The sequence below is a fragment of the Pseudomonas putida genome (assembly GCF_022627325.1).
Classification (GTDB): Bacteria; Pseudomonadota; Gammaproteobacteria; order Pseudomonadales; family Pseudomonadaceae; genus Aquipseudomonas; species Aquipseudomonas putida_X.
In genome coordinates this window covers 250,082-272,067 of the sequence record NZ_JAETZZ010000008.1, presented here as the reverse complement: position 1 = coordinate 272,067, position 21,986 = coordinate 250,082, and the positions used below count along the sequence as shown (strand labels likewise).

Below are 21,986 nucleotides of genomic sequence, written 5' to 3'. Positions count from 1 at the left end.
CGAGCGTCAAGTGCTGAACTGCGGTAACAGCCCAGGCTTTGTGGCCAGTTACTGGCCGAGGGCGAGCCGCATTTTCCTGGGATTCGCCCCGATGACCCTTCGGTCGCGGCGCAGTATATCAAACCAATCGGGCTATTCAGCAAGGCGAAGTGACATCGGCGCCATTTATAAGACCAAAGACGTAGCGGCAATGTGGCGTGATGTCGCAGCGCTTGCAGGTCGGCAGATGTGGTTTAGGCTCAGTGGGATCGCATGATGTCCAATCACACCCGAAAGCGGAGTAGTGCAAGCATGGGATACCAGAAAATCAAGGTTCCGACCGACGGCGCCAAGATCACCGTCAATGCAGACCATTCGCTCAATGTGCCCGACAACCCCATCATTCCCTATATCGAAGGCGACGGCATTGGCATCGACGTCTCGCCGGTGATGATCAAGGTGGTTGACGCTGCTGTGAACAAGGCCTACGGCGGCAAGCGCAAGATCGCCTGGATGGAGGTGTACGCCGGGGAGAAGGCCACCCAGGTCTATGACCAGGATACATGGCTGCCCCAGGAGACCCTGGATGCAGTGCGCGACTATGTCGTATCGATCAAGGGGCCGCTGACCACCCCGGTCGGAGGGGGCATCCGTTCGCTGAACGTGGCCCTGCGCCAGCAGCTCGATCTTTATGTGTGCCTGCGCCCGGTGCTGTGGTTCGAGGGCGTGCCCAGCCCGGTCAAGAAGCCAGGCGATGTCGACATGGTGATCTTCCGTGAGAACTCCGAGGACATCTACGCCGGTATCGAATGGAAAGCCGGCTCGCCCGAGGCGGACAAGGTGATCAAGTTTCTCAAGGAGGAAATGGGCGTCACCAAGATCCGTTTCGACCAGGACTGCGGCATCGGGGTCAAGCCGGTTTCCCGCGAGGGCACCAAGCGCCTGGTGCGCAAGGCCCTGCAGTACGTCGTGGACAACGACCGAGAGTCGCTGACCCTGGTGCACAAGGGCAACATCATGAAGTTCACCGAAGGTGCCTTCAAGGACTGGGGTTACGAGGTAGCCAAGGATGAGTTTGGCGCCGAGTTGCTCGATGGTGGCCCGTGGATGAAGTTCAAGAACCCCAAGACCGGCCGCGAGGTCATCGTCAAGGACGCCATTGCCGACGCCATGCTCCAGCAGATACTGCTGCGCCCGGCCGAGTATGACGTGATCGCCACGCTCAATCTCAACGGCGACTACCTGTCCGATGCATTGGCGGCGGAAGTGGGGGGTATCGGTATCGCGCCAGGCGCCAACCTGTCCGACACCGTGGCCATGTTCGAGGCCACCCACGGCACGGCGCCCAAGTATGCCGGCCAGGACAAGGTCAACCCGGGCTCGGTGATCCTCTCGGCAGAGATGATGCTGCGCCACATGGGCTGGACCGAGGCAGCCGACCTGATCATCAAGGGCACCAACGGCGCGATAGCGGCCAAGACCGTCACCTACGACTTCGAGCGGCTGATGGAGGGCGCGAAGCTGGTGGGCAGCTCAGGCTTCGGGGACGAAATGATCAAGCATATGTGAAACAATTGAAAACCGGCCGCCCCTTATGATGGGGCGGCCGGTTTTTCGTGTGCCGGCGCAAAGCAGGGGTCAGGCTTCTGCGGTCGATGATTGCGAGGCTCCCGTCGAGGTGCTGGTGATAGCGTTGGCGATCTCGGTCGCATGCAGGCCCTTGGGGCCCTGCACGATCTCGAAAGTCACGGCTTGTCCGGCCTTGAGGGTTTTGTAACCGTCCATCTTGATCGCCGAATAGTGGGCGAACAGATCGTCGGTTTTGCCGTCTTCATTGATGAATCCGTAGCCCTTGGCATTGTTGAACCACTTGACTTTACCGCTTGCCATCCCTATGTCCCTCTGCAAAGGACTCCATCACTGGAGTATCATCCACTTCATCCGCATACGAACCTTGCGAAAAATCTGGTTGACTGCGCGGATCTTTATCGACCACGGTGGGTTCTTATTGGTTGTAACACCGTTTTGCCGATAGTCAAGGTCGCCCCGTCTACACGCGGGCTGCGGCTTGTGCGGTCAACTCACAACCTTAACCTGTCGATCATGATGAAATTCTTTCCATGCATGCACGTAGCGAGATTCGACTAACATTCAATCAGGATCGCCCGCAATCGAATGAGGACGACGGCTCAGGGCTTGCGGTACAGGAAGCCAAGCCGATCCTGCAGGCGCCACCGATGTACAAGGTGGTTTTGTTCAACGATGACTACACGCCGATGGATTTCGTCGTCGAAGTGCTCGAAACGTTCTTCAATCTGAACCGCGAGCTGGCGACCAAGATCATGCTGACCGTCCATACCGAAGGGCGGGCAGTGTGCGGATTGTTTACCCGGGACATCGCCGAAACGAAGGCCATGCAGGTCAACCAATACGCCAGGGAAAGCCAGCATCCGCTACTCTGTGAAATCGAGAAGGACGGTTAATCGCCGACCACTTGGGTATGAGGTGAAGCTATGTTAAACCGCGAGCTCGAAGTCACCCTCAATCTTGCCTTCAAGGAGGCCCGTTCGAAGCGTCATGAGTTCATGACCGTCGAGCATCTGCTGCTGGCACTCCTTGACAATGAGGCTGCTGCGACCGTTCTGCGCGCCTGTGGCGCCAATCTCGACAAACTCAAGCACGACCTGCAAGAGTTCATCGATTCCACCACTCCCCTGATTCCCGTCAACGACGAGGATCGCGAAACCCAGCCGACCTTAGGCTTCCAGCGTGTGCTGCAGCGTGCCGTGTTCCACGTGCAAAGCTCTGGCAAGCGCGAGGTGACCGGTGCCAATGTGCTGGTGGCGATCTTCAGCGAACAGGAAAGCCAGGCCGTGTTCCTGCTCAAGCAGCAGAGCGTAGCCCGTATCGACGTGGTCAACTACATTGCCCACGGCATTTCCAAAGTGCCGGGCCACGGCTCGCACAGTGACAGCGACCAGGAAATGCAGGATGAGGAGGGCGGCGAGACGTCGTCCTCGAGCAACCCCCTGGATGCGTATGCCAGCAACCTGAACGAATTGGCCCGCGCTGGGCGGATCGACCCGCTGGTCGGGCGCGAGCAGGAAGTCGAGCGTGTGGCGCAGATCCTTGCCCGCCGGCGCAAGAACAACCCGCTGCTGGTCGGTGAGGCTGGTGTGGGCAAGACCGCGATTGCCGAAGGCCTGGCCAAGCGCATCGTCGACGGTCAGGTGCCCGACCTGCTGTCGCAGAGCGTGGTGTATTCGCTCGACCTTGGCGCACTGCTGGCGGGGACCAAGTACCGTGGCGACTTCGAGAAACGCTTCAAGGCGTTGCTTGGTGAGCTGCGCAAACGCCCCCAGGCCATCCTGTTCATTGACGAAATCCACACCATCATTGGTGCCGGTGCTGCCTCGGGCGGCGTGATGGACGCCTCCAACCTGCTCAAGCCGCTGCTGTCTTCCGGCGAGATTCGCTGCATCGGTTCGACGACGTTCCAAGAGTTTCGCGGGATCTTCGAGAAGGATCGTGCCCTGGCACGGCGCTTCCAGAAGGTGGATGTCAGCGAGCCGTCTGTCGAGGACACCGTGGGCATTCTGCGCGGCCTCAAAGGGCGCTTTGAAAGCCATCACAATATCGAGTACAGCGACGAAGCCTTGCGCGCCGCCGCCGAGCTGGCATCACGCTACATCAATGACCGCCACATGCCGGACAAGGCCATCGACGTGATCGACGAAGCCGGGGCGTATCAGCGCCTGCAGCCTGAGGCGAATCGGGTCAAGCGTATCGATGTACCTCAAGTCGAGGACATCGTCGCCAAGATCGCGCGGATTCCGCCGAAGCACGTCACCAGCTCCGACAAGGAACTGCTGCGTAACCTGGAGCGTGACCTGAAACTGACCGTGTTCGGCCAGGACCAGGCGATCGATTCGCTGGCCACGGCAATCAAGCTGTCCCGTGCAGGCCTCAAGGCACCGGACAAGCCGGTCGGTTCGTTCCTGTTCGCCGGCCCTACCGGTGTGGGCAAGACCGAAGCGGCGCGGCAGCTGGCCAAGGCGCTGGGGGTCGAGCTGGTGCGCTTCGACATGTCCGAGTACATGGAACGGCACACTGTGTCGCGCCTGATCGGTGCGCCTCCTGGGTATGTCGGGTTCGACCAGGGTGGTCTGCTGACCGAGGCGATCACCAAGCAGCCGCATTGCGTGTTGCTGCTCGATGAGATCGAGAAGGCGCACCCGGAAGTCTTCAACCTGCTGCTGCAGGTGATGGACCACGGTACCTTGACCGACAACAACGGGCGCAAAGCGGACTTCCGCAATGTGATTCTGATCATGACCACCAATGCCGGCGCTGAAACGGCGGCACGCGCTTCCATTGGTTTCACCCATCAGGACCATGCGTCCGATGCGATGGAAGTCATTCGCAAGAGCTTCACACCGGAGTTCCGCAACCGTCTGGACACCATCATCCAGTTTGGCCGCCTGAGTCACGAGACCATCAAAAGCATCGTCGACAAGTTCCTCATCGAACTTCAGGCGCAGCTGGAAGACAAGCGCGTGTTGCTTGAAGTCAGCGATGCCGCCCGCGGCTGGCTGGCGGCCTCTGGCTACGATGTGCAGATGGGGGCGCGGCCGATGGCGCGGCTTATCCAGGACAAGATCAAGCGGCCGTTGGCCGAGGAGATTCTGTTTGGCGAGCTGGCCGAGCACGGCGGTGTGGTGCACATCGACCTGCGCGATGGGGAGTTGGTGTTCGACTTCGAAACCACGGCGGAAGTCGCGTGATGCAAGGGGCTGCTTCGCGGCCCCAAGCCATTTTTGCAAGCACAAAAAAGCCCGGCACATGGCCGGGCTTTTTCATGGCTGGAGCTTAGCGCGCACGGTAGGTGATGCGGCCCTTGCTCAGGTCATAAGGCGTCAGCTCGACGCGGACCTTGTCGCCAGTGAGAATACGGATGTAGTTCTTGCGCATCTTTCCGGAGATGTGCGCGGTTACGACGTGCCCGTTTTCCAACTCCACGCGGAACATGGTGTTGGGCAGGGTGTCGACGACAGTACCTTCCATTTCGAAGCTGTCTTCTTTCGACATGCAGTTGAGCCCTCGGTGTCCAGTGTTGGCCCGACGCATAACCGCACCGGGCAAAAAAGTGGCGTGGATTATGCCGGAAAATAGTGTGTCAAGCCAATGCTTTCAGTTGAGAGTGACCCAACGCTGGTTGATCAGCAGCTCGATGGGGCGATACTGGGTCTTGTAGTTCATCTTCTTGCAGTTCTTGATCCAGTAGCCAAGATAAACCGCTTCGAGGTCCTGGCGCAGGGCTTCGGTGATTTGCCAGAGGATGGCAAAGCGCCCCAGGCTGCGCCGTTCTTCGTCGGGCTCATAGAACGTGTACACCGCAGACAGCCCGTTGGGTAGCAGGTCGCAGACGGCAACTGCCAGCAGGCGACCGGCCAGGCGGAATTCGTAGAACCAGCAGAACGGCAAGTCGCGCACCAGAAAGGTGGAAAACTGATCGCGGCTTGGCGGGTACATGTCGCCATCGGCATGACGGGTTTCGATGTAGCGACGGTACAGGTCGAAATATTCTTCTTTGAACGCCGGCCGTGCAGCTGTCACGGTGAGGTCTGCATTGCGCTTGAGGATGCGCCGTTGCTGGCGGTTGGGAATGAAGCGCGCGGCCGGGATGCGCGCCGGCACGCAGGCATTGCAGTTCTGGCAATGGGGGCGGTACAGGTGGTCGCCACTGCGGCGAAAGCCCATCTCCGAGAGGTCGGCATACACATGCACATCCATCGGCTGGCTGGGGTCGAGGAACAGGGTGGTCGCCTGCTCGTTCGGCAGATAGCTGCAGGAGTGGGGCTGAGTGGCATAGAACTTCAACCGCGCCAACTCTGTCATGATCGACCCCTTCGGTGAGACTTTGCTTTAAGTGTAAGCCAGCTCTCGAAACTCGCCTAGGTGCGCCAGCTGGCACTGTTGGGCTGGTCGAGGTGAAGGGCCAGGTAATCGGCGAAGCTCGCGCGGCTGATTGCGCGAGCGCCCAGGCTGTGCAGGTGATCGGTTGGCATCTGGCAGTCGATCAGCACGAAGCCTGCATCGCGCAGGTGGTTGACCAGGATCACGAAGCCGACCTTGGACGCATTGTCGGCGCGGCTGAACATCGACTCGCCGAAAAACAACCGCCCCATGGCCAGGCCGTACAGGCCGCCCACCAGTTCGCCGTTGTGGCGTACCTCCACCGAATGGGCGATACCGCGCCGGTGCAGCTCGCAGTAGGCGTTGCGCATGGTGTCGGTGATCCAGGTGCCGTCCGCGTAGTCGCGCGGCGCCGCGCAGGCGTCGATCACGGCGGGGAAGTCGGTGTCGAAGCTGACCTGATAACGCGCCTGGCGCAACAGCTTGGCCAGCGAGCGCGAGACATGCAGCTCGTCCGGGAACAGAACGGTGCGTGGGTCGGGCGACCACCAGAGGATGGGTTGGCCGTCCTGGTACCACGGGAAGCAGCCATGGCGATAGGCCTGCACCAGGCGCTCGGGGCTCAGGTCGCCACCAGCGGCGAGCAGGCCGTTAGGGTCCTGCAGGGCTTTTTCCAGGGGTGGGAAGGTCAGCGAGTCGCGAGTCAGCCAGGTGAGCATGGTCTATCGTGCGGTGGGGGAGGGGAGCCGGCAGCATGGCAAGGAGGGCGCCTGCGGTCAATGCTTGGCCCGCGCGGGGCAAGTCCTCCCCGCAGGGGCGTCCAATCAGGCGATAGGGTCGGCAATTTCCTACACATTCGTGAGGCTGCAGGCACCATCTGGCACATTTGCTGTCACACCTGTGCAAAAACACAGCATAAGCCTTTGTCACAAAAGAAAATGCATGCTCAAATTGCAGCTATACGAAAGTCGCCCCCACCCAAACGCCATAGGGCGTGCCGCCATGGCGGCCGGCGGGCAGTAATGTTAAAAGTAGGGGTTCATTGGCCTGTCATCGGCCAATCACTACTGGACGCGCAGCACGCGCAGGAATAGACGCGTTTTGAAGAAATCCACCGCAACTCCAGCTCCATTGCCTGTGCCCCTGTGGCGCCAGCAGCTGCATTACCGCCTTAAGGAAGGTGCGTTGATCGCTGTCGGCGCCCTGTGCCTGTACCTGTGGATGGCGCTGCTGACCTACGATACCTCCGACCCAGGCTTCAGCCACACCAGCAACGTCGACCAGGTGCAGAACGCTGCCGGGCGTGCCGGTGCGTATTTCGCCGATATCATGTTCATGGTGCTCGGCTATTTCGCCTACATCTTCCCTTTGCTGCTGGCGATCAAAACCTGGCAGATCTTCCGCGAGCGCCATCAACCCTGGCAATGGAGCGGCTGGCTGTTCTCCTGGCGCCTGATCGGCCTGGTGTTCCTGGTGCTGTCGGGTGCTGCACTGGCGCATATCCATTTCCATCCCCCGGCGAGCCTGCCGTTCTCCGCCGGTGGTGCCTTGGGCGAAAGCCTCGGCGATCTGGCGCGCAACCTGCTCAACGTGCAGGGCAGCACGCTGATGTTCATCGCCCTGTTCCTGTTCGGCCTGACCGTGTTCACCGACCTCTCGTGGTTCAAGGTGATGGACATGACCGGCAAGATCACCCTGGACCTGTTCGAGCTCGTGCAAGGCGCGGCCAACCGCTGGTGGGAGGCGCGCAACGAGCGCAAACGCCTGGAAGCGCAACTGCGTGAGGTGGACGAGCCAAGGTTCGATGCGCCGCCAGCGGCTGCCGAGAAACGCGAGCCGGCCAAGACGCAACTGCGCGAGCGCATCGGTGAGCGCGATGAGCCCCCAGCGCGCCCTGTCGTCGCCCAGCGCGAACCGGTTGTGCCACGCGAGCCTGTGGTCCCCCGTGAGCCGTCGATTGCCCCTGTGATCATGCCGCCTGCCGCGCCGGCCAAGGCAGTGGAGCCGAGCAAGCGGGTGATGAAGGAAAAGCAGGCGCCATTGTTCGTCGACAGCGCCGTGGAAGGCACCTTGCCGTCCATCTCCATCCTCGACCCAGCCGAGCAGAAGAAGATCGAGTACTCGCCAGAATCCCTGGCCGGCGTCGGTCAGTTGCTGGAAATCAAACTCAAGGAATTCGGCGTCGAAGTCTCGGTGGACTCCATTCACCCGGGCCCGGTCATTACCCGCTACGAAATCCAGCCCGCGGCCGGGGTCAAGGTCAGCCGCATCGCCAACCTGGCCAAGGACCTTGCACGGTCGCTGGCCGTGACCAGTGTGCGGGTGGTCGAGGTCATCCCCGGCAAGACCACCGTGGGTATCGAGATCCCCAACGAAAACCGGCAGATGGTGCGCTTCTCCGAGGTGCTGTCGACACCCCAATACGACGAGCAGAAGTCGCCCGTCACCCTGGCCCTGGGCCACGATATCGGCGGCAAGCCGGTGATCACCGACCTGGCCAAGATGCCACACCTGCTGGTAGCCGGTACCACCGGTTCCGGTAAGTCGGTGGGTGTGAACGCGATGATCCTGTCGATCCTGTTCAAGTCCGGCCCTGAAGACGCGCGCCTGATCATGATCGACCCGAAGATGCTCGAGCTGTCGATTTACGAAGGCATCCCGCACTTGCTGTGCCCGGTGGTCACCGACATGAAGGACGCCGCCAACGCGCTGCGCTGGAGCGTGGCCGAGATGGAGCGGCGCTACAAGCTCATGGCGGCCATGGGCGTGCGTAACCTTGCCGGTTTCAACCGCAAGATCAAGGATGCCCAGGAGGCCGGCGAGGTCATCCATGATCCGCTGTACCGCCGCGAGAGCATGGAAGACGAGCCACCGGCCCTCAAGACCCTGCCGACCATCGTGGTGGTGGTCGACGAATTCGCCGACATGATGATGATCGTTGGCAAGAAGGTCGAAGAGCTGATCGCCCGTATCGCCCAGAAGGCTCGGGCAGCCGGTATTCACCTGATCCTCGCCACCCAGCGCCCATCGGTGGATGTGATCACCGGCCTGATCAAGGCCAACATCCCGACCCGCATGGCGTTCCAGGTGTCGAGCAAGATCGACTCGCGCACCATCATCGACCAAGGTGGCGCCGAGCAACTGCTGGGCCACGGTGACATGCTCTACATGCCGCCAGGTACCAGCCTGCCGATCCGGGTACATGGCGCATTCGTCTCCGACGATGAAGTGCACCGCGTGGTGGAAGCCTGGAAGCTGCGTGGCGCTCCCGACTACAACGACGACATCCTCAACGGCGTCGAGGAGGCCGGCAGCGGCTTTGAAGGCGGCGGTGGCGGTGGCGGCGACGAAGATTCGGAAAGTGACGCCCTGTATGATGAGGCGGTGCAGTTCGTCCTCGAAAGCCGCCGGGCGTCGATTTCGGCCGTGCAGCGCAAGCTCAAGATCGGCTACAACCGCGCCGCCCGCATGATCGAGGCGATGGAGATGGCCGGTGTGGTCACCCCCATGAACAGCAACGGTTCGCGGGAAGTGATTGCCCCGGGCGGCCCGCGCGACTGATGAACACCTTGCCAGGCGCCGACGGTGGCGCCTGGCTTCATAAATGCTCAATGAGGATTAACATGCGCGCGATTCGCATGCTGTTGGTTTCTGCCCTGACCCTGGGTTCGGTAACAGCCACACTGTCGGCTCACGCTGGTGAGCAGGACGTACAGCGCCTGACCCAGTTGCTGGAAAAGTCGCAGACCATCGAGGCCAATTTCTCCCAGCTGACCCTGGATGCCGGTGGCACCAGCCTGCAGGAGACAACCGGCAAGATGACGGTCAAGCGCCCGGGCCTGTTCTACTGGCACACCGATGCACCCCAGGAGCAGGTGGTGGTGTCCGACGGCAAGAACGTCACCCTGTGGGACCCTGACCTGGAGCAGGCCACCATCAAGAAGCTCGATGTGCGCCTGAACCAGACCCCGGCGCTGCTGCTGTCCGGTGACGTGTCGAAGATCAGCCAGAGCTTCGACATCACCTCCAAGGAGCAGGGCGAAGTGATGGACTTCACCCTCAAGCCAACCACCAAGGACACCCTGTTCGATTCGCTGCGCGTATCGTTCCGCCGTGGCCTGATCAACGACATGCAGCTGATCGACAGCGTCGGCCAGCGCACCAACATCCTGTTCAATGGCGTCAAAGCCAACCAGCCGGTGCCGGACAGCAGGTTCAAGTTCGACATCCCGAAAGGCGCGGACGTCATCAAGGAGTAAGCAGAGCGCACCATGGACCTGTTTCGAAGCGAACCCGTTGCCCAGCCCCTGGCTGCCCGGCTACGCCCGTCCAACCTGGACGAGTATGTTGGCCAGGAGCACCTGCTGGCGCGCGGCAAACCGCTGCGTGAGGCGCTGGAGCAGGGTGCGCTGCACTCGATGATTTTCTGGGGGCCGCCGGGCGTGGGCAAGACCACGCTCGCCCGGCTGCTGGCACAGTTTTGCGATGCGCACTTCGAGACGGTTTCGGCGGTACTGGCAGGGGTCAAGGAAATCCGCCAGGCCGTCGAGGTGGCCAAGCAGCAGGCCGGCCAGTATGGCCGCCGGACCATCCTGTTCGTGGACGAGGTGCACCGCTTCAACAAGTCCCAGCAGGATGCGTTCCTGCCTTTTGTCGAAGATGGCACGCTGATCTTCATCGGCGCCACCACCGAGAACCCTTCCTTCGAACTGAACAACGCTTTGCTCTCGCGTGCGCGGGTCTACGTGCTCAAGAGCCTGGACGAGCCCGCCTTGCGCAAGCTGGTCGACCGCGCACTCAACGAAGAGCGCGGTTTGGGCAAGCGCAACCTGAGCGTGGGCGACGACGCTTTCAAGATGCTGATGGCCGCCGCCGATGGCGATGGCCGGCGCATGCTCAACTTCCTCGAAAACGCCTCGGACCTGGCCGAAGATGGCAGCGAGATTGGCGTAGACCTGCTGCAGAGCCTGCTCGGTGACAGCCGCCGGCGCTTCGACAAAGGCGGCGAGGCCTTCTATGACCAGATTTCCGCCCTGCACAAATCGGTGCGCGGCTCCAACCCGGACGCCGCGCTTTACTGGTTCGCGCGCATGCTCGATGGCGGCTGCGACCCGCTGTACATCGCCCGCCGCGTGGTGCGCATGGCCAGCGAGGACATCGGCAACGCCGACCCACGGGCCCTGAGCCTGTGCCTGGCAGCCTGGGACGTGCAGGAGCGCCTGGGTAGCCCAGAGGGCGAGCTGGCGGTGGCTCAGGCCATTACCTACATTGCCTGCGCGCCGAAGAGCAACGCCGTGTACATGGGCTTCAAGACTGCCCTGCGCGAAGCCGCCGAGCATGGCTCGCTGGAGGTGCCGCTGCACCTGCGCAACGCCCCGACCAAGCTGATGAAGCAGCTCGGCTACGGCGAGGAGTACCGCTACGCTCACGACGAGCCCGATGCCTATGCCGCAGGTGAAGATTACTTCCCGGACCAGCTCGAGCCACGTCAGTATTATCAGCCCGTGCCTCGGGGGCTTGAGCTGAAGATCGGCGAGAAACTGCGCCACTTGGCCGACCTCGATCGCAGCAGCCCGCGTCAACGGAGAAAGCCGTGATCGCTCTGTGCCATGACCCGTCCCTGCACAAGTCGCTGGCGCCTGTCGGACAGCGCGCTGGCCTTATTTTCGGCGTCACGGCGACGTTTTCCTCTTTTTCGCTCGATACCGTGCGCCCGGTGGAAAGTGGGCAAGTGCCCCTGGCCGTGGGCTATACCGGTATTAGCGTGATGGGCGGGCTACTGGCCTGCCCCTGACCCGACTCTGAACCAACCTACACACATAACGAGAGAACGATATGCTCGATTCCAAACTGTTACGCGGCCAACTTCAGGAAGTGGCGGACCGCCTCGCCTCCCGTGGCTTCAGCCTGGATGTCGCGCGCATCGAATCGCTGGAAGAGCGCCGCAAGGCGGTGCAGACCCGCACCGAGCAGCTGCAGGCCGAGCGTAACGCCCGCTCCAAATCCATCGGTCAGGCCAAGGCCAAGGGCGAGGACATCGCACCGCTGATGGCTGACGTCGAGCGCATGGCCAATGAACTGGCCGCTGGCAAGGTCGAGCTCGATGGCATCCAGGCCGAACTGGATGGCATTGTCCTGACCATCCCCAACCTGCCGGACGCCAGTGTGCCGGTCGGTACCAGCGAAGACGACAACGTCGAAGTGCGCCGTTGGGGCACGCCGAGGGCGTTCGATTTTCCAATCAAGGACCACGTCGCCCTGGGTGAAATCAGCGGTGGCCTGGACTTCGAAGCTGCTGCCAAGCTGTCGGGCGCCCGTTTTGCCGTGCTGCGCGGCCCGGTTGCCCGCCTGCACCGCGCCCTGGCGCAGTTCATGATCAACCTGCACACCGCTGAACACGGCTACGAAGAACACTACACCCCGTACCTGGTGCAGGCGCCAGCGTTGCAGGGCACCGGCCAGCTGCCGAAGTTCGAGGAAGACCTGTTCAAGATCACCCGTGAAGGCGAAGCCGACTTCTACCTGATCCCGACCGCTGAAGTGTCGCTGACCAACCTGGTAGCCGGCGAGATCATCGATGCCAAGCTGCTGCCGCTCAAGCTGGTCGCCCATACCCCGTGCTTCCGCAGTGAAGCCGGCGCTTCGGGCCGTGATACCCGTGGCATGATCCGCCAGCACCAGTTCGACAAGGTCGAGATGGTCCAGGTGGTCGAGCCGTCCAAGTCCATGGAGGCGCTGGAAGGCCTCACTGCCAACGCCGAGCGCGTACTGCAGCTGCTGGAACTGCCCTACCGCGTACTGGCCCTGTGCACCGGCGACATGGGCTTCGGCGCGGTGAAAACCTACGACTTGGAAGTATGGGTGCCGAGCCAGGACAAGTACCGCGAGATCAGCTCCTGCTCCAACTGCGGTGACTTCCAGGCGCGCCGCATGCAGGCCCGCTGGCGCAACCCGGAAACCGGCAAGCCAGAGCTGGTGCACACCCTCAACGGTTCGGGCCTGGCCGTAGGCCGTACCCTGGTCGCTGTGCTGGAAAACTACCAGCAGGCCGATGGCTCCATCCGCGTGCCGGAAGTGCTCAAGCCCTACATGGGCGGTGTCGAGGTCATCCGCTAAATGGATTACCTGCCGCTGTTCCACAAGCTGCAGGGCGGCCGTGTGCTGGTCGTCGGCGGCGGCGAGATCGCCTTGCGCAAGGCGCGCCTGCTGGCCGATGCCGGCGCCGCGCTGCGGGTGGTGGCGCCTGAGGTCGACGGCCAACTGGCTGCGCTGGCCCGTGAAGGTGGCGGCGAGGTCCTGGTGCGTGGCTATCAGGGGGCTGACCTGGTTGGCTGTCGCCTGGTGATTGCGGCCACCGACGACCCGGAGCTCAATGCTCAGGTGTCGGCGCAGGCACAGGCGCTTTGCGTGCCGGTCAATGTGGTGGATGCACCGGCGCTGTGCACGGTGATCTTCCCGGCCATTGTCGACCGTTCGCCGCTGGTGGTTGCGGTATCCAGCGGCGGTGACGCCCCTGTGCTGGCGCGCCTGATTCGCGCCAAGCTGGAAACCTGGATCCCGTCCACTTATGGCGAGCTGGCCGCCTTGGCGGCGCGCTTCCGGCACAAGGTCAAGTCGCTTTACCCGGATGTCAACCAGCGTCGCGGCTTCTGGGAAACCGTGTTCCAGGGCCCGATCGCCGAGCGTCAGCTGGCCGGGCAGGGTGCCGAGGCCGAGCGGCTGTTGCAGGCCATGGTCGACGGAGCCCCGGTGCAGCAGGGGGGGGAGGTGTATCTGGTAGGGGCGGGGCCGGGTGATCCGGACTTGCTCACCTTCCGCGCCTTGCGCCTGATGCAGCAGGCCGATGTGGTGCTGTATGACCGCCTGGTGGCACCGGCGATCATTGAAATGTGCCGCCGCGACGCCGAGCGTATCTACGTTGGTAAGCGTCGTGCCGAGCATGCCGTGCCGCAGGACCAGATCAACCGTCTGCTGGTCGACCTGGCCCGCGAGGGTAAGCGTGTGTTGCGCCTGAAGGGCGGTGACCCGTTCATTTTCGGCCGTGGGGGCGAAGAGATCGAAGAGCTTGCCGAGCATGGCATCCCGTTCCAGGTGGTGCCCGGTATTACCGCAGCCAGTGGTTGCTCTGCCTACGGCGGCATTCCGTTGACCCACCGTGACCATGCTCAGTCAGTGCGCTTCGTCACCGGCCACCTCAAGGACGGTACCAGCAACCTGCCTTGGAATGACCTGGTGGCGCCGAACCAGACCTTGGTGTTCTACATGGGCCTGGTAGGGTTACCGACCATTTGCGCTGAGCTGATTCGCCATGGCCGTGCGTCGAGCACGCCGGCGGCGTTGGTGCAGCAGGGGACTACCCGTAATCAGCGGGTGTTCACTGGTACTCTGGCTGACCTGCCAGCGTTGGTGGCCAAGCATGAAGTGCATGCGCCGACCCTGGTGATTGTCGGGGAAGTGGTCCAGTTGCGTGACAAGCTGGCCTGGTTCGAAGGTGCGCAGCAGGACCAGTAAAAGCGGGGGCTGCAAGCAGCCCCAACTTTCCTCAGCCCGAAATTTCCTCAGCCCCAAATCCCTTTGCCAGGCAACCGTTCCCGATCATGCGGCAAGTTGAAATCCTGCAGCGGGCCTTTGGGCACGATCCCGTTCGGATTGATGGTTTTGTGGCTCATGTAATAGTGCTTCTGGATGTGCTCCATGTTCACCGTCGGCGCCACACCCGGCCACTGGTACAGCTCACGCAGCCAGTTCGACAGGTTCGGGTAATCGCTCAACCGGCGCAGGTTGCACTTGAAGTGGCCGTGATACACCGCATCGAAGCGCACCAGCGTGGTAAACAGGCGCACATCGGCCTCCGTCAGATACTCGCCTGCAAGGTAACGTTGGCGATCCAGCAGTGCTTCCAGGTAGTCCAGCTCGTTGAACACTTCGTCGAACGCAGCCTCGTAGGCTTCTTGCGTGGTGGCGAAGCCGGCACGGTAAACACCATTGTTCACGGCTGGGTAGATACGTGCGTTGAGCGCCTCGATGGTCGGGCGCAATGGCTGCGGATACAGGTCGAGGGTGTTGCCTGTCAGCTCATTGAACGCACTGTTGAAGATACGGATGATCTCCGCCGACTCGTTGTTGACGATGCGCTTTTCCTTTTTATCCCACAGCACGGGTACGGTCACGCGGCCTGTGTAGTGCGGGTCGTCCTGGGTATAGCGCTGGTGCATGAATTCGAGGGCGTCAAGGTGATCGCCGGTGGAGCCCTGTTGCTGGTCGAAAGTCCAGCCGTTTTCCTGCATCAGCCAACTGACCACCGACACATCGATCAACGGCTCCAAGCCTTTGAGCGCCCGAACGATCAGGGTGCGGTGAGCCCATGGACAGGCCAGCGACACATAGAGGTGGTAGCGACCGGCTTCAGGGGCGGGCAGCGGATTGCGGCGTTGGGCGTTCTCGCGCTTGAACGTGCCATCCTTGCCGTTTTCGTACCACTGGTCGTGCCAGCGGCCGTCGATCAATAGGCCCATGATGAGCTCCTCGGAACAAAGGTGTTTGTCGTTGGAGCCCAGTCTAGGGCAAAGCGTTCGAAAAAATAGCGCAAAGACTGCAAAGCAATGATCTATTTATTCGATTGGTTCCGGGCGCTCCAATAGCTGCGTGCGGTCGCAAAGGCCTGCTCGCGGTCCTGCCCCAAGCCGCGCAACGCCAAGGCCATGGTCGCCACCACGGCCATTTCCCCATAGCTGTCCTGAGCCTCCCCGCGCCAAACCGCCAGCAGTTGCTCGGGCTGCAGGCTTGCAGGTTTTACATGACGCCGCTCACTCAGCGCTGGCCACTCTTCGTCCCAGTTTTCACCTGCGCTAGTGCCGTACAGGTGGCTGATCACATCCGGGTTAACTTCAATTTCGCCACCATCGCCCTTGATGACTACCGCGTGGTCACCCAGCAGCCGGCTGGCCTCACGGTGTACGGCCTGGTAACCGGGGTGGAAGATGCTCTGCAGGCCACAGCGGGCGCTCAGCGGGTTGAGCACGCGCGCCAGCGAATGGATGGGGGAGCGCAGGCCAAGTATGTTGCGCAGGTCGATCATGCGCTGCAGTTGCGGGGCCCAATCGTGCAACGGGAAAAACGCCAGCCTTTGCTGGTCCAGCGCCTGCTCCACGGCGGACCAATGGCGACAAAGCGGAATTTCCAGCAGGGCCAACAGCTGCTCGGTGTACATGCGCCCGGCGGTGTGGGCGCCACCACCATGCATCAGAATGCGCACGCCGTTGGCGGCCAGGCATTTGGCAGCCAGCAGGAACCAAGGTAGGTGGCGCTTCTTGCCGGCATAGCTGGGCCAGTCCAGATCGACAGCAATGCGAGGAGCATTCAGTTGCGCGCGCAGGGCCTCGGTGAAGCCCGCCAGCTCCTCCGCGCTCTCTTCCTTGTGCCGCAGCAGCATGAGGAAGGCGCCGAGCTGGGTGTCTTCAACCTTGCCTTCAAGCAGCAGGGCCATGGCGGCTCGGGCTTCTTCACGGGTGAGGCTGCGAGCACCGCGTTTGCCTTTGCCAAGGATGCGTACGAATTCGGCGAACGGGTGTTCGGCCGGGGTTTGCAGGGTGAGCGGGCGAGCGTCTGTCATATGCAATTGGTCGGCTTGGGCAGGCCCGCCAGCTTGGCGGCAAGTTTGGCGGGGGTGCCGTTGAACAGGCGGTTGAGGTGCGGGCTGTTGCCCTTTTCAGGGCCCAGCTTCAACGCGGTGTACTTGATCAGTGGGCGCGTTGCCGGAGACAGCTGGAACTCCTCATAGAACTGGCGCAGCAGTTCGAGCACTTCCCAGTGGTCGTTGGTCAGGGCAATGCTTTCGCGCGCGGCCAGCGCTTCGGCGACGGCGTGGGACCAGTCTTGCAGGTCGACCAGAAAGCCGTCCTTGTCCAGGGCGATTGCCTGGTCGTCTACGGTCAGGGTGTTCATAGCCAGCTGTTGACCTTGTCATAGTGCAGTGACAACGCGACGAACCCCTGATAGTCCACGGCGTTGGCCAACTCGCTGTGGATACCGCGCGCTTGCAGGTCCTCGTCGAGTGCAAAAAGGCGCTGCTCCAACGCTGCCGTCTGAAGCAGGCGCTGTGGTTCGCTGCCGTCACGCAGGGCATACACTGCATCGCCGCACAGCAGCAGGGCATCTTCGCCGGCAAGCAGGCGCAGGCAACTGCTCAAACGATCGTCGCCAAAAGGCGAGTGGGATATCACATGCAAAGTCGGCATCAGAGCGTCACCACTTGGTCGAAACGGGCAATCAGGGCCTTCAGGGCCGCGTCGTCCAGCACCTCAACGGGCAGGGCCAGGCTGTCGGCAGCAAGCCCGCGCAGGGCCAGGCTGTGCTGGCAGGCGAACAGCTCTTCTACACCAAACATCGGCAGTGCCTGCAGGTTGGCGGCGAGGTTCTTTTGTTGCACGGCCGCTGGTTGTTGGGCTGGGGCGAGCTGGAACACGCCGTCATCGAGGAACAGCATGCCCAGTGGCAGATCGAAAGCGCCGCCGGCCAGTGCGATGTCCAGCGCTTCGCGGGCAGACGGGCCGCTCCAGGGCGCCTGGCGGCTGATGATCAACAGGGATTTGGCCATTTCAATCGCCTCCAAAGCAGACAAGGCGGTCGGCGAGCTGTGCCGCTTCATGCAGTTGACCCAGGCCGGAGAGCTCCCACGGCTTGGGCAGGTTCACCGCTTGGCGCTGGTAGCGGCTGGCTTCGGCCTCATCGAGCACGCCGCGGCGCAAGGCAGCGGCGATGCACACCACGGCGTCCAGCTGGTGCTGCTCGATAAAGGCGCGCCACTGGGCGGCGATGTCCTGTTCGTCCTGGGGCGCGACCACGTTGGCCGAGGCGCTGTGAACACCGTCCTGATAGAAGAACAACCGGGCAATCTCATGCCCGCCGGCCAGCACCGCCTCGGCGTAGCGCAAAGCGCGCCGCGAGGAGGGTGCGTGGGCCGGGGAAAAAACCGCGATAGCGAATTTCATGGGCAACTCGTGCAAAGGAATGCGGCCATTCTAAAGCAAAAAGCCCGCGCGAGTAGGCGCGGGCTGGCTGGCCGGGGCAGGGCTGTCAGGCGTGTTCGTTGCGCTCTGGCAGGAACCAGTTCAGCACCAGGGCGCAGATACCACCGGTGGCAACGCCTGACTCAAGTACATTGCGAATAGCCGCCGGCATGTGCGCCAGGAACTCCGGCACCTGGGCCACGCCCAGGCCCAACGCCAACGACACGGCGATGATCAGCAGTGCCCGGCGGTCCAGGCGCGTGCTGGCCAGAATGTTGATGCCCGAAGCGGCCACTGCACCGAACATGACCATGGCCGCGCCGCCCAGCACAGGCTCAGGTACAGCCTGAATCACACCGGCAACACTCGGGAAAAGGCCCAATACCACCAGCATCACGGCAATCCAGATACCAATGTGGCGGCTGGCGATGCCGGTCAGCTGAATCACGCCGTTGTTCTGCGCGAAGATCGAGCTGGGGAAGGTATTGAACAGGCCTGCCAGCAGCGAGTTGGCGCCGTTGACCAGCACGCCGCCCTTGATGCGCTGCATCCACACCGGGCCTTCGACCGGTTGGCGTGAGACCTTGCTGGTTGCCGTAACGTCGCCGATGGCTTCCAGTGAGGTCACCAGGTAGATCACCAGCATCGGGATGAACAGCGCCCACGAGAAACCGAGGCCGAAGTGCAGCGGCGTCGGCACCTGGAACAGTGCAGCTTCATGCATGCCGGTGAAGTCCAGCCGGCCGAGGTAACCCGCCAGGGCGTAACCCACCGCCAGGGCGATGACGATCGCGCAGCTGCGCATCCACACCACCGGGATGCGGTTGAGGATGACGATGATTGCCAGCACCACGCCCGACAGCAGCAGGTTTTCACCATTGGCGAAGGTGCCATTGGCCATGGCGCCAAAGCCGCCGCCCATGCTTATCAAGCCTACCTTTATGAGGGTCAGGCCGATCATCAACACCACGATGCCCGTCACCAGCGGCGTGATCAGGCGTTTGACGAAGGGCAGGATGCGCGACACGCCCATTTCGACGAACGAGCCGGCGATCACCACGCCGAAGATCGCTGCCATCACGCTTTCGACAGGGGTGCCCTGCTTGACCATCAGCGCACCACCTGCAATCAGTGGGCCGACGAAGTTGAAGCTGGTGCCCTGTACGATCAGCAACCCCGCGCCAAACGGTCCGAACCGCTTGCACTGCACGAAGGTGGCGATACCCGAGATCACCAGCGACATCGACACGATCAGGTTGGTATCACGCGCCGAAACACCTAGCGCCTGGCAGATAAGCAGGCCTGGGGTCACGATCGGCACGATGATCGCCAACAGGTGCTGCAGCGCCGCCAGCAGGCCGATCAGCAGCCGTGGCTTGTCCTCGAGGCCAAGCACCAATTCATTGGCAGGCGCATCCGCGCCCGGGCTGTGTTCGTGTGAGCTCATCGGTGAAGCTGCCCCGGAAGAAAAAAGGAGCGCATTCTACGGGGTGAAGGGGAATTGCGGTAGTGGCATGCACGATGGCGGCAAGATCGGCGAGTATGCCGTTAATAACCTGACTTTTGAGTCAGTCGCCGCGCCGAGAGCTGGCTAGAAGATACAGGCCTGCACGAACACACAAAAAAGCCCGCCGAAGCGGGCTTTTTGAACGGGCTAGCAACCGCTATCAGTCGTCGCGCCCCATGATGCCGAACAGTTGCAACAGGCTGACAAACAGGTTGTAGATCGATACATACAGGCTGATGGTCGCCATGATGTAGTTACGCTCACCGCCATGAATGATCGCGCTGGTCTGGAACAGGATGCAGACCGACGAGAACAGCACGAAGCCAGCGCTGATCGCCAGTTGCAGGCCACTGATCTGGAAGAAGAAGCTAGCCACTACGGCACCCAGCAGGACGAAGAAGCCGGCGGTGATGAAACCGCTGAGGAAGCTCATGTCCTTGCGCGAGATCAGCACATAGGCCGACAGGCCACCGAACACCAGGGCAGTCATGGCGAACGCCGAGCTGACCACCTCAGCGCCACCGGCCATACCCAGGTAACGGTTGAGGATTGGGCCGAGGATGAAGCCCATGAAGCCGGTGAGGGCGAAGGTGGACACCAGGCCCCACGCCGAATCACGCAGTTTGTTGGTGAGGAAGAACAGGCCGTAGAAGCCGATCAGCACAACGAAGATGTTCGGGTAGCCCACACGCATCTGCTGGGCGACGAAGGCCATGACACCGCTGAAGGCGAGGGTGAGTGCCAGCAGGCTGTAGGTGTTGCGCAGGACCTTGCTGACCTCGCGCTGCTCAACCTGTTGGCCGCTGTGTACGGCATAATCCTGTTCGCGCATGGCGACACTCCTTGGTGAACCTGTGGTTTTGGAACGTTCAGATGCTAGGAGTCTATCAGAGCTCCTGCAACCGGCGACATAGAGAGTTTGACAGCGTGTTTCATTACGGTATTATGGCGGCCGCAAACGAGCTGGAAGCGTGGCCGAGTGGTTTAAGGCAACGGTCTTGAAAACCGTCGATGGGCAACTATCCTAGAGTTCGAATCTCTACGCTTCCGCCACTTTCTTCAGCAAAAGCCCCGATTATTCGGGGCTTTTGCGTTTCTGGTGTCAGGGATGCAAGCAGCTGGCGGCCTTTGATTCAAAGCCTGCAATGCTTCATCTGCACGCTGATGCCGGGCGTCTTTCTCGGCGCATCATGCCCAACTCGGCATCATCCATCAGCGCCTTGGCCATGGCACTCAGGTAATGCGCTGCCCAGACCATCATCGGGTTCTCATCCAGCACGCCGATGATCGTCAATTCCCGCACATAACCCATCAGTTCCGAAGCCTGCTCCCGGGCAGACTGGCAAGGGATGCCGGCCTCGACGCGAAACAGGGGGTGGGTCTGGTGTTCACCTTGAAAGAACGTGGTCTTGCCCACGGTGGTTTTTACGTCCGGCTCGTCGCTAGGCATTGATCTCTCCGAAGCATCCAGGGTCTGAGCGGGCCCTTTCGCGGGTAAGCTGCGCCCGTAGTCGCGACACCAGCCTCACGCAATGCCGCGCATGCCTCGGTAGCCGGCTTGCCGGCGTCAGTGCCCGCCCAGACAACACAGTGTTGTCGACTCAGTGCAGAGTTCGCGGCTCGGCCGGCATCTGGACCTGAATCAATGCCGCCTCAAGCAGAACACGCAGCGACTCGAGTTCATGTGTCGACGCCCTCATCAGAGCCGACGCAGGCGACCGCGGCTGAACAAGCATCGCCTGATGCGCAACGGCTAGCGCGCAGTTAGCGAAGTCTGCGGCCTGGATGAGAGTGTCTTCGAGATTGTGGAGGGCGTGGGGTGGATCGGGAACCATCTTCAACATCGCTTATTACCTCTATGGATGCCGTCACCTCGCCGCTGTCAAACAGAAGGGTGGCAGCTGTACGTGGGTTGACAGACCGGCGGAATAAGCAAAGTTCCGGCGCACGCAAGCGTGCCCCACGCACTGGACTGCCCCCAAGAAGTTGGACACCAATCCAACCCTTGGGGGATCTATGGGTAAGTACACCGAGCAATTCAAGCTCACAGCGATTACAGCCTACCTGGATGGCAGCAACGGTTTCCGAAAGGTGGCTAAACACTTCGGTATCGATTTCAGTCTGCTTCGACGCTGGGTGGCCAGTTATCAGGCCAATAATGGCGCTGGCACAGGCTCGCATGGGCAGCGCTATACCAATGATTTCAAACGGCAGGTGCTCAGCTACATGCACGAGCACCGGCTTTCGCTGCGCCAGACCGCTGCCCATTTTGGTCTCGGGCAGTCCTCTCGGATAGGCTTTTGGCAACGGCAGTACTACAGTGGCAGTCTTACCCCCTCTATTGCCATCAAACCAAGTAAGCCAAACAACGTGCCGAAGAAGATCAAGCCTGCCATACCCACCGATACCAATGATGATCAGAAGTCTCGAGATCAGCTGTTGGCTGAACTTGAGTACCTGCGCATGGAGAATGCTGTTCTAAAGGAGCTCAAGGCTCTGCGCGAGGAAAAGGAGCGAATACGCGGGCAAAAGTCCTGATCGTTTCCAACCTCAAGCGCAGGTTTCCTTTGCCTGAC

At 61.7% G+C, this 21,986-nt stretch carries 23 protein-coding genes, 1 tRNA gene and 1 pseudogene; 11 read left to right on the top strand and 14 right to left on the bottom strand.

Features of this window, described 5'->3' with window-relative positions; genetic code table 11:
* Nucleotides 1-291 precede the first annotated feature (291 nt).
* The gene (gene icd / locus JNA92_RS15065; RefSeq protein ID WP_241805427.1) at nt 292-1,548 is read left to right on the top strand and encodes an NADP-dependent isocitrate dehydrogenase; all 1,257 of its coding nucleotides are present in this window, start codon (nt 292-294) and stop codon (nt 1,546-1,548) included.
* A gap of 69 nt (nt 1,549-1,617) precedes the next feature.
* On the opposite strand, the gene cspD is transcribed toward icd, so the two are convergent.
* Complete coding sequence (cspD, locus tag JNA92_RS15060; protein WP_241805426.1) at nt 1,618-1,869, bottom strand: cold shock domain-containing protein CspD; 252 nt, start codon at nt 1,867-1,869, stop codon at nt 1,618-1,620.
* Between the two features lie 230 nt (nt 1,870-2,099).
* On the opposite strand from cspD, the gene clpS reads away from it, so the two are divergent.
* On the top strand, nt 2,100-2,462 hold the full coding sequence (gene clpS, locus JNA92_RS15055) for an ATP-dependent Clp protease adapter ClpS (RefSeq protein ID WP_241805425.1): 363 nt from the start codon (nt 2,100-2,102) through the stop codon (nt 2,460-2,462).
* A gap of 30 nt (nt 2,463-2,492) precedes the next feature.
* Nucleotides 2,493-4,763 carry an ATP-dependent Clp protease ATP-binding subunit ClpA gene (gene clpA, locus JNA92_RS15050; protein ID WP_039601928.1) on the top strand — a complete coding sequence of 757 codons (2,271 nt, stop codon included), beginning with the start codon at nt 2,493-2,495 and terminating at the stop codon, nt 4,761-4,763.
* Between the two features lie 85 nt (nt 4,764-4,848).
* Here clpA and infA read toward each other — a convergent pair whose 3' ends face one another.
* From infA to aat, 3 genes are all read right to left on the bottom strand, one after another.
* Complete coding sequence (infA, locus tag JNA92_RS15045; RefSeq protein WP_002553999.1) at nt 4,849-5,067, bottom strand: translation initiation factor IF-1; 219 nt, start codon at nt 5,065-5,067, stop codon at nt 4,849-4,851.
* Nucleotides 5,068-5,169: 102 nt separating this feature from the next.
* The gene (locus JNA92_RS15040; protein WP_046788264.1) at nt 5,170-5,877 is read right to left on the bottom strand and encodes an arginyltransferase; all 708 of its coding nucleotides are present in this window, start codon (nt 5,875-5,877) and stop codon (nt 5,170-5,172) included.
* A gap of 56 nt (nt 5,878-5,933) precedes the next feature.
* Nucleotides 5,934-6,614, bottom strand: a complete 681-nt coding sequence (gene aat, locus JNA92_RS15035) for a leucyl/phenylalanyl-tRNA--protein transferase (RefSeq protein ID WP_241805424.1) — start codon at nt 6,612-6,614, stop codon at nt 5,934-5,936.
* A gap of 382 nt (nt 6,615-6,996) precedes the next feature.
* Here aat and JNA92_RS15030 point away from each other — a divergent pair, with 382 nt between their 5' ends.
* From JNA92_RS15030 to cysG, 6 genes and pseudogenes are all read left to right on the top strand, one after another.
* Nucleotides 6,997-9,456, top strand: coding sequence for a DNA translocase FtsK (locus tag JNA92_RS15030; protein ID WP_241805423.1), 2,460 nt, complete (start codon nt 6,997-6,999; stop codon nt 9,454-9,456).
* A 62-nt stretch (nt 9,457-9,518) separates the two neighbouring features.
* Complete coding sequence (gene lolA, locus JNA92_RS15025; RefSeq protein WP_241805422.1) at nt 9,519-10,154, top strand: outer membrane lipoprotein chaperone LolA; 636 nt, start codon at nt 9,519-9,521, stop codon at nt 10,152-10,154.
* Nucleotides 10,155-10,166: 12 nt separating this feature from the next.
* Nucleotides 10,167-11,492 (top strand): replication-associated recombination protein A, encoded by a 1,326-nt coding sequence (locus JNA92_RS15020; protein WP_241805421.1) that lies wholly within the window; start codon nt 10,167-10,169, stop codon nt 11,490-11,492.
* Nucleotides 11,493-11,533: 41 nt separating this feature from the next.
* Nucleotides 11,534-11,689, top strand: a pseudogene (locus JNA92_RS15015) (fluoride efflux transporter CrcB); the annotation flags it as partial.
* A gap of 41 nt (nt 11,690-11,730) precedes the next feature.
* On the top strand, nt 11,731-13,011 hold the full coding sequence (gene serS / locus JNA92_RS15010) for a serine--tRNA ligase (protein ID WP_241805420.1): 1,281 nt from the start codon (nt 11,731-11,733) through the stop codon (nt 13,009-13,011).
* Complete coding sequence (cysG, locus tag JNA92_RS15005; protein ID WP_241805419.1) at nt 13,012-14,406, top strand: siroheme synthase CysG; 1,395 nt, start codon at nt 13,012-13,014, stop codon at nt 14,404-14,406.
* Between the two features lie 47 nt (nt 14,407-14,453).
* Here cysG and JNA92_RS15000 read toward each other — a convergent pair whose 3' ends face one another.
* The 8 genes from JNA92_RS15000 to JNA92_RS14965 all read right to left on the bottom strand — a co-directional run bounded on the left by JNA92_RS15000 (nt 14,454) and on the right by JNA92_RS14965 (nt 20,242).
* On the bottom strand, nt 14,454-15,410 hold the full coding sequence (locus JNA92_RS15000) for a glutathione S-transferase family protein (RefSeq protein ID WP_241805418.1): 957 nt from the start codon (nt 15,408-15,410) through the stop codon (nt 14,454-14,456).
* Nucleotides 15,411-15,502: 92 nt separating this feature from the next.
* Entirely contained in the window at nt 15,503-16,507 is a 1,005-nt protein-coding gene (locus JNA92_RS14995) for a glycosyl transferase family protein (RefSeq protein ID WP_241805417.1), read from the bottom strand.
* Complete coding sequence (locus JNA92_RS14990; protein ID WP_241805416.1) at nt 16,504-16,839, bottom strand: TusE/DsrC/DsvC family sulfur relay protein; 336 nt, start codon at nt 16,837-16,839, stop codon at nt 16,504-16,506. The genes JNA92_RS14995 and JNA92_RS14990 overlap by 4 nt, the downstream gene beginning before the upstream one ends.
* Entirely contained in the window at nt 16,836-17,132 is a 297-nt protein-coding gene (gene tusB / locus JNA92_RS14985; protein WP_241805415.1) for a sulfurtransferase complex subunit TusB, read from the bottom strand. The genes JNA92_RS14990 and tusB overlap by 4 nt, the downstream gene beginning before the upstream one ends.
* Nucleotides 17,132-17,491: a sulfurtransferase complex subunit TusC gene (gene tusC, locus JNA92_RS14980; protein ID WP_241805414.1), complete on the bottom strand. Its 360-nt coding sequence runs from the start codon at nt 17,489-17,491 to the stop codon at nt 17,132-17,134. Before tusC ends, tusB begins: the two co-directional genes overlap by 1 nt.
* A 1-nt stretch (nt 17,492) precedes the next feature.
* Entirely contained in the window at nt 17,493-17,885 is a 393-nt protein-coding gene (gene tusD / locus JNA92_RS14975) for a sulfurtransferase complex subunit TusD (RefSeq protein ID WP_241805413.1), read from the bottom strand.
* An 85-nt stretch (nt 17,886-17,970) separates the two neighbouring features.
* A complete protein-coding gene (locus JNA92_RS14970; RefSeq protein ID WP_241805412.1) occupies nt 17,971-19,350 on the bottom strand; it encodes a nucleobase:cation symporter-2 family protein in 1,380 nt (459 codons plus the stop codon).
* A 220-nt stretch (nt 19,351-19,570) separates the two neighbouring features.
* The gene (locus JNA92_RS14965; RefSeq protein WP_241805411.1) at nt 19,571-20,242 is read right to left on the bottom strand and encodes a Bax inhibitor-1/YccA family protein; all 672 of its coding nucleotides are present in this window, start codon (nt 20,240-20,242) and stop codon (nt 19,571-19,573) included.
* Between the two features lie 133 nt (nt 20,243-20,375).
* On the opposite strand from JNA92_RS14965, the gene JNA92_RS14960 reads away from it, so the two are divergent.
* A tRNA-Ser gene (locus JNA92_RS14960) sits at nt 20,376-20,463 on the top strand.
* A gap of 97 nt (nt 20,464-20,560) precedes the next feature.
* Here the strand turns inward: JNA92_RS14960 and JNA92_RS14955 are convergent.
* Both JNA92_RS14955 and JNA92_RS14950 read right to left on the bottom strand, forming a co-directional pair.
* The gene (locus JNA92_RS14955; RefSeq protein ID WP_241805410.1) at nt 20,561-20,860 is read right to left on the bottom strand and encodes a DUF3077 domain-containing protein; all 300 of its coding nucleotides are present in this window, start codon (nt 20,858-20,860) and stop codon (nt 20,561-20,563) included.
* Nucleotides 20,861-21,011: 151 nt separating this feature from the next.
* Entirely contained in the window at nt 21,012-21,254 is a 243-nt protein-coding gene (locus JNA92_RS14950; protein ID WP_241805405.1) for a hypothetical protein, read from the bottom strand.
* A gap of 172 nt (nt 21,255-21,426) precedes the next feature.
* On the opposite strand from JNA92_RS14950, the gene JNA92_RS14945 reads away from it, so the two are divergent.
* Nucleotides 21,427-21,948: a transposase gene (locus tag JNA92_RS14945; protein WP_241805409.1), complete on the top strand. Its 522-nt coding sequence runs from the start codon at nt 21,427-21,429 to the stop codon at nt 21,946-21,948.
* Nucleotides 21,949-21,986 lie beyond the last annotated feature (38 nt).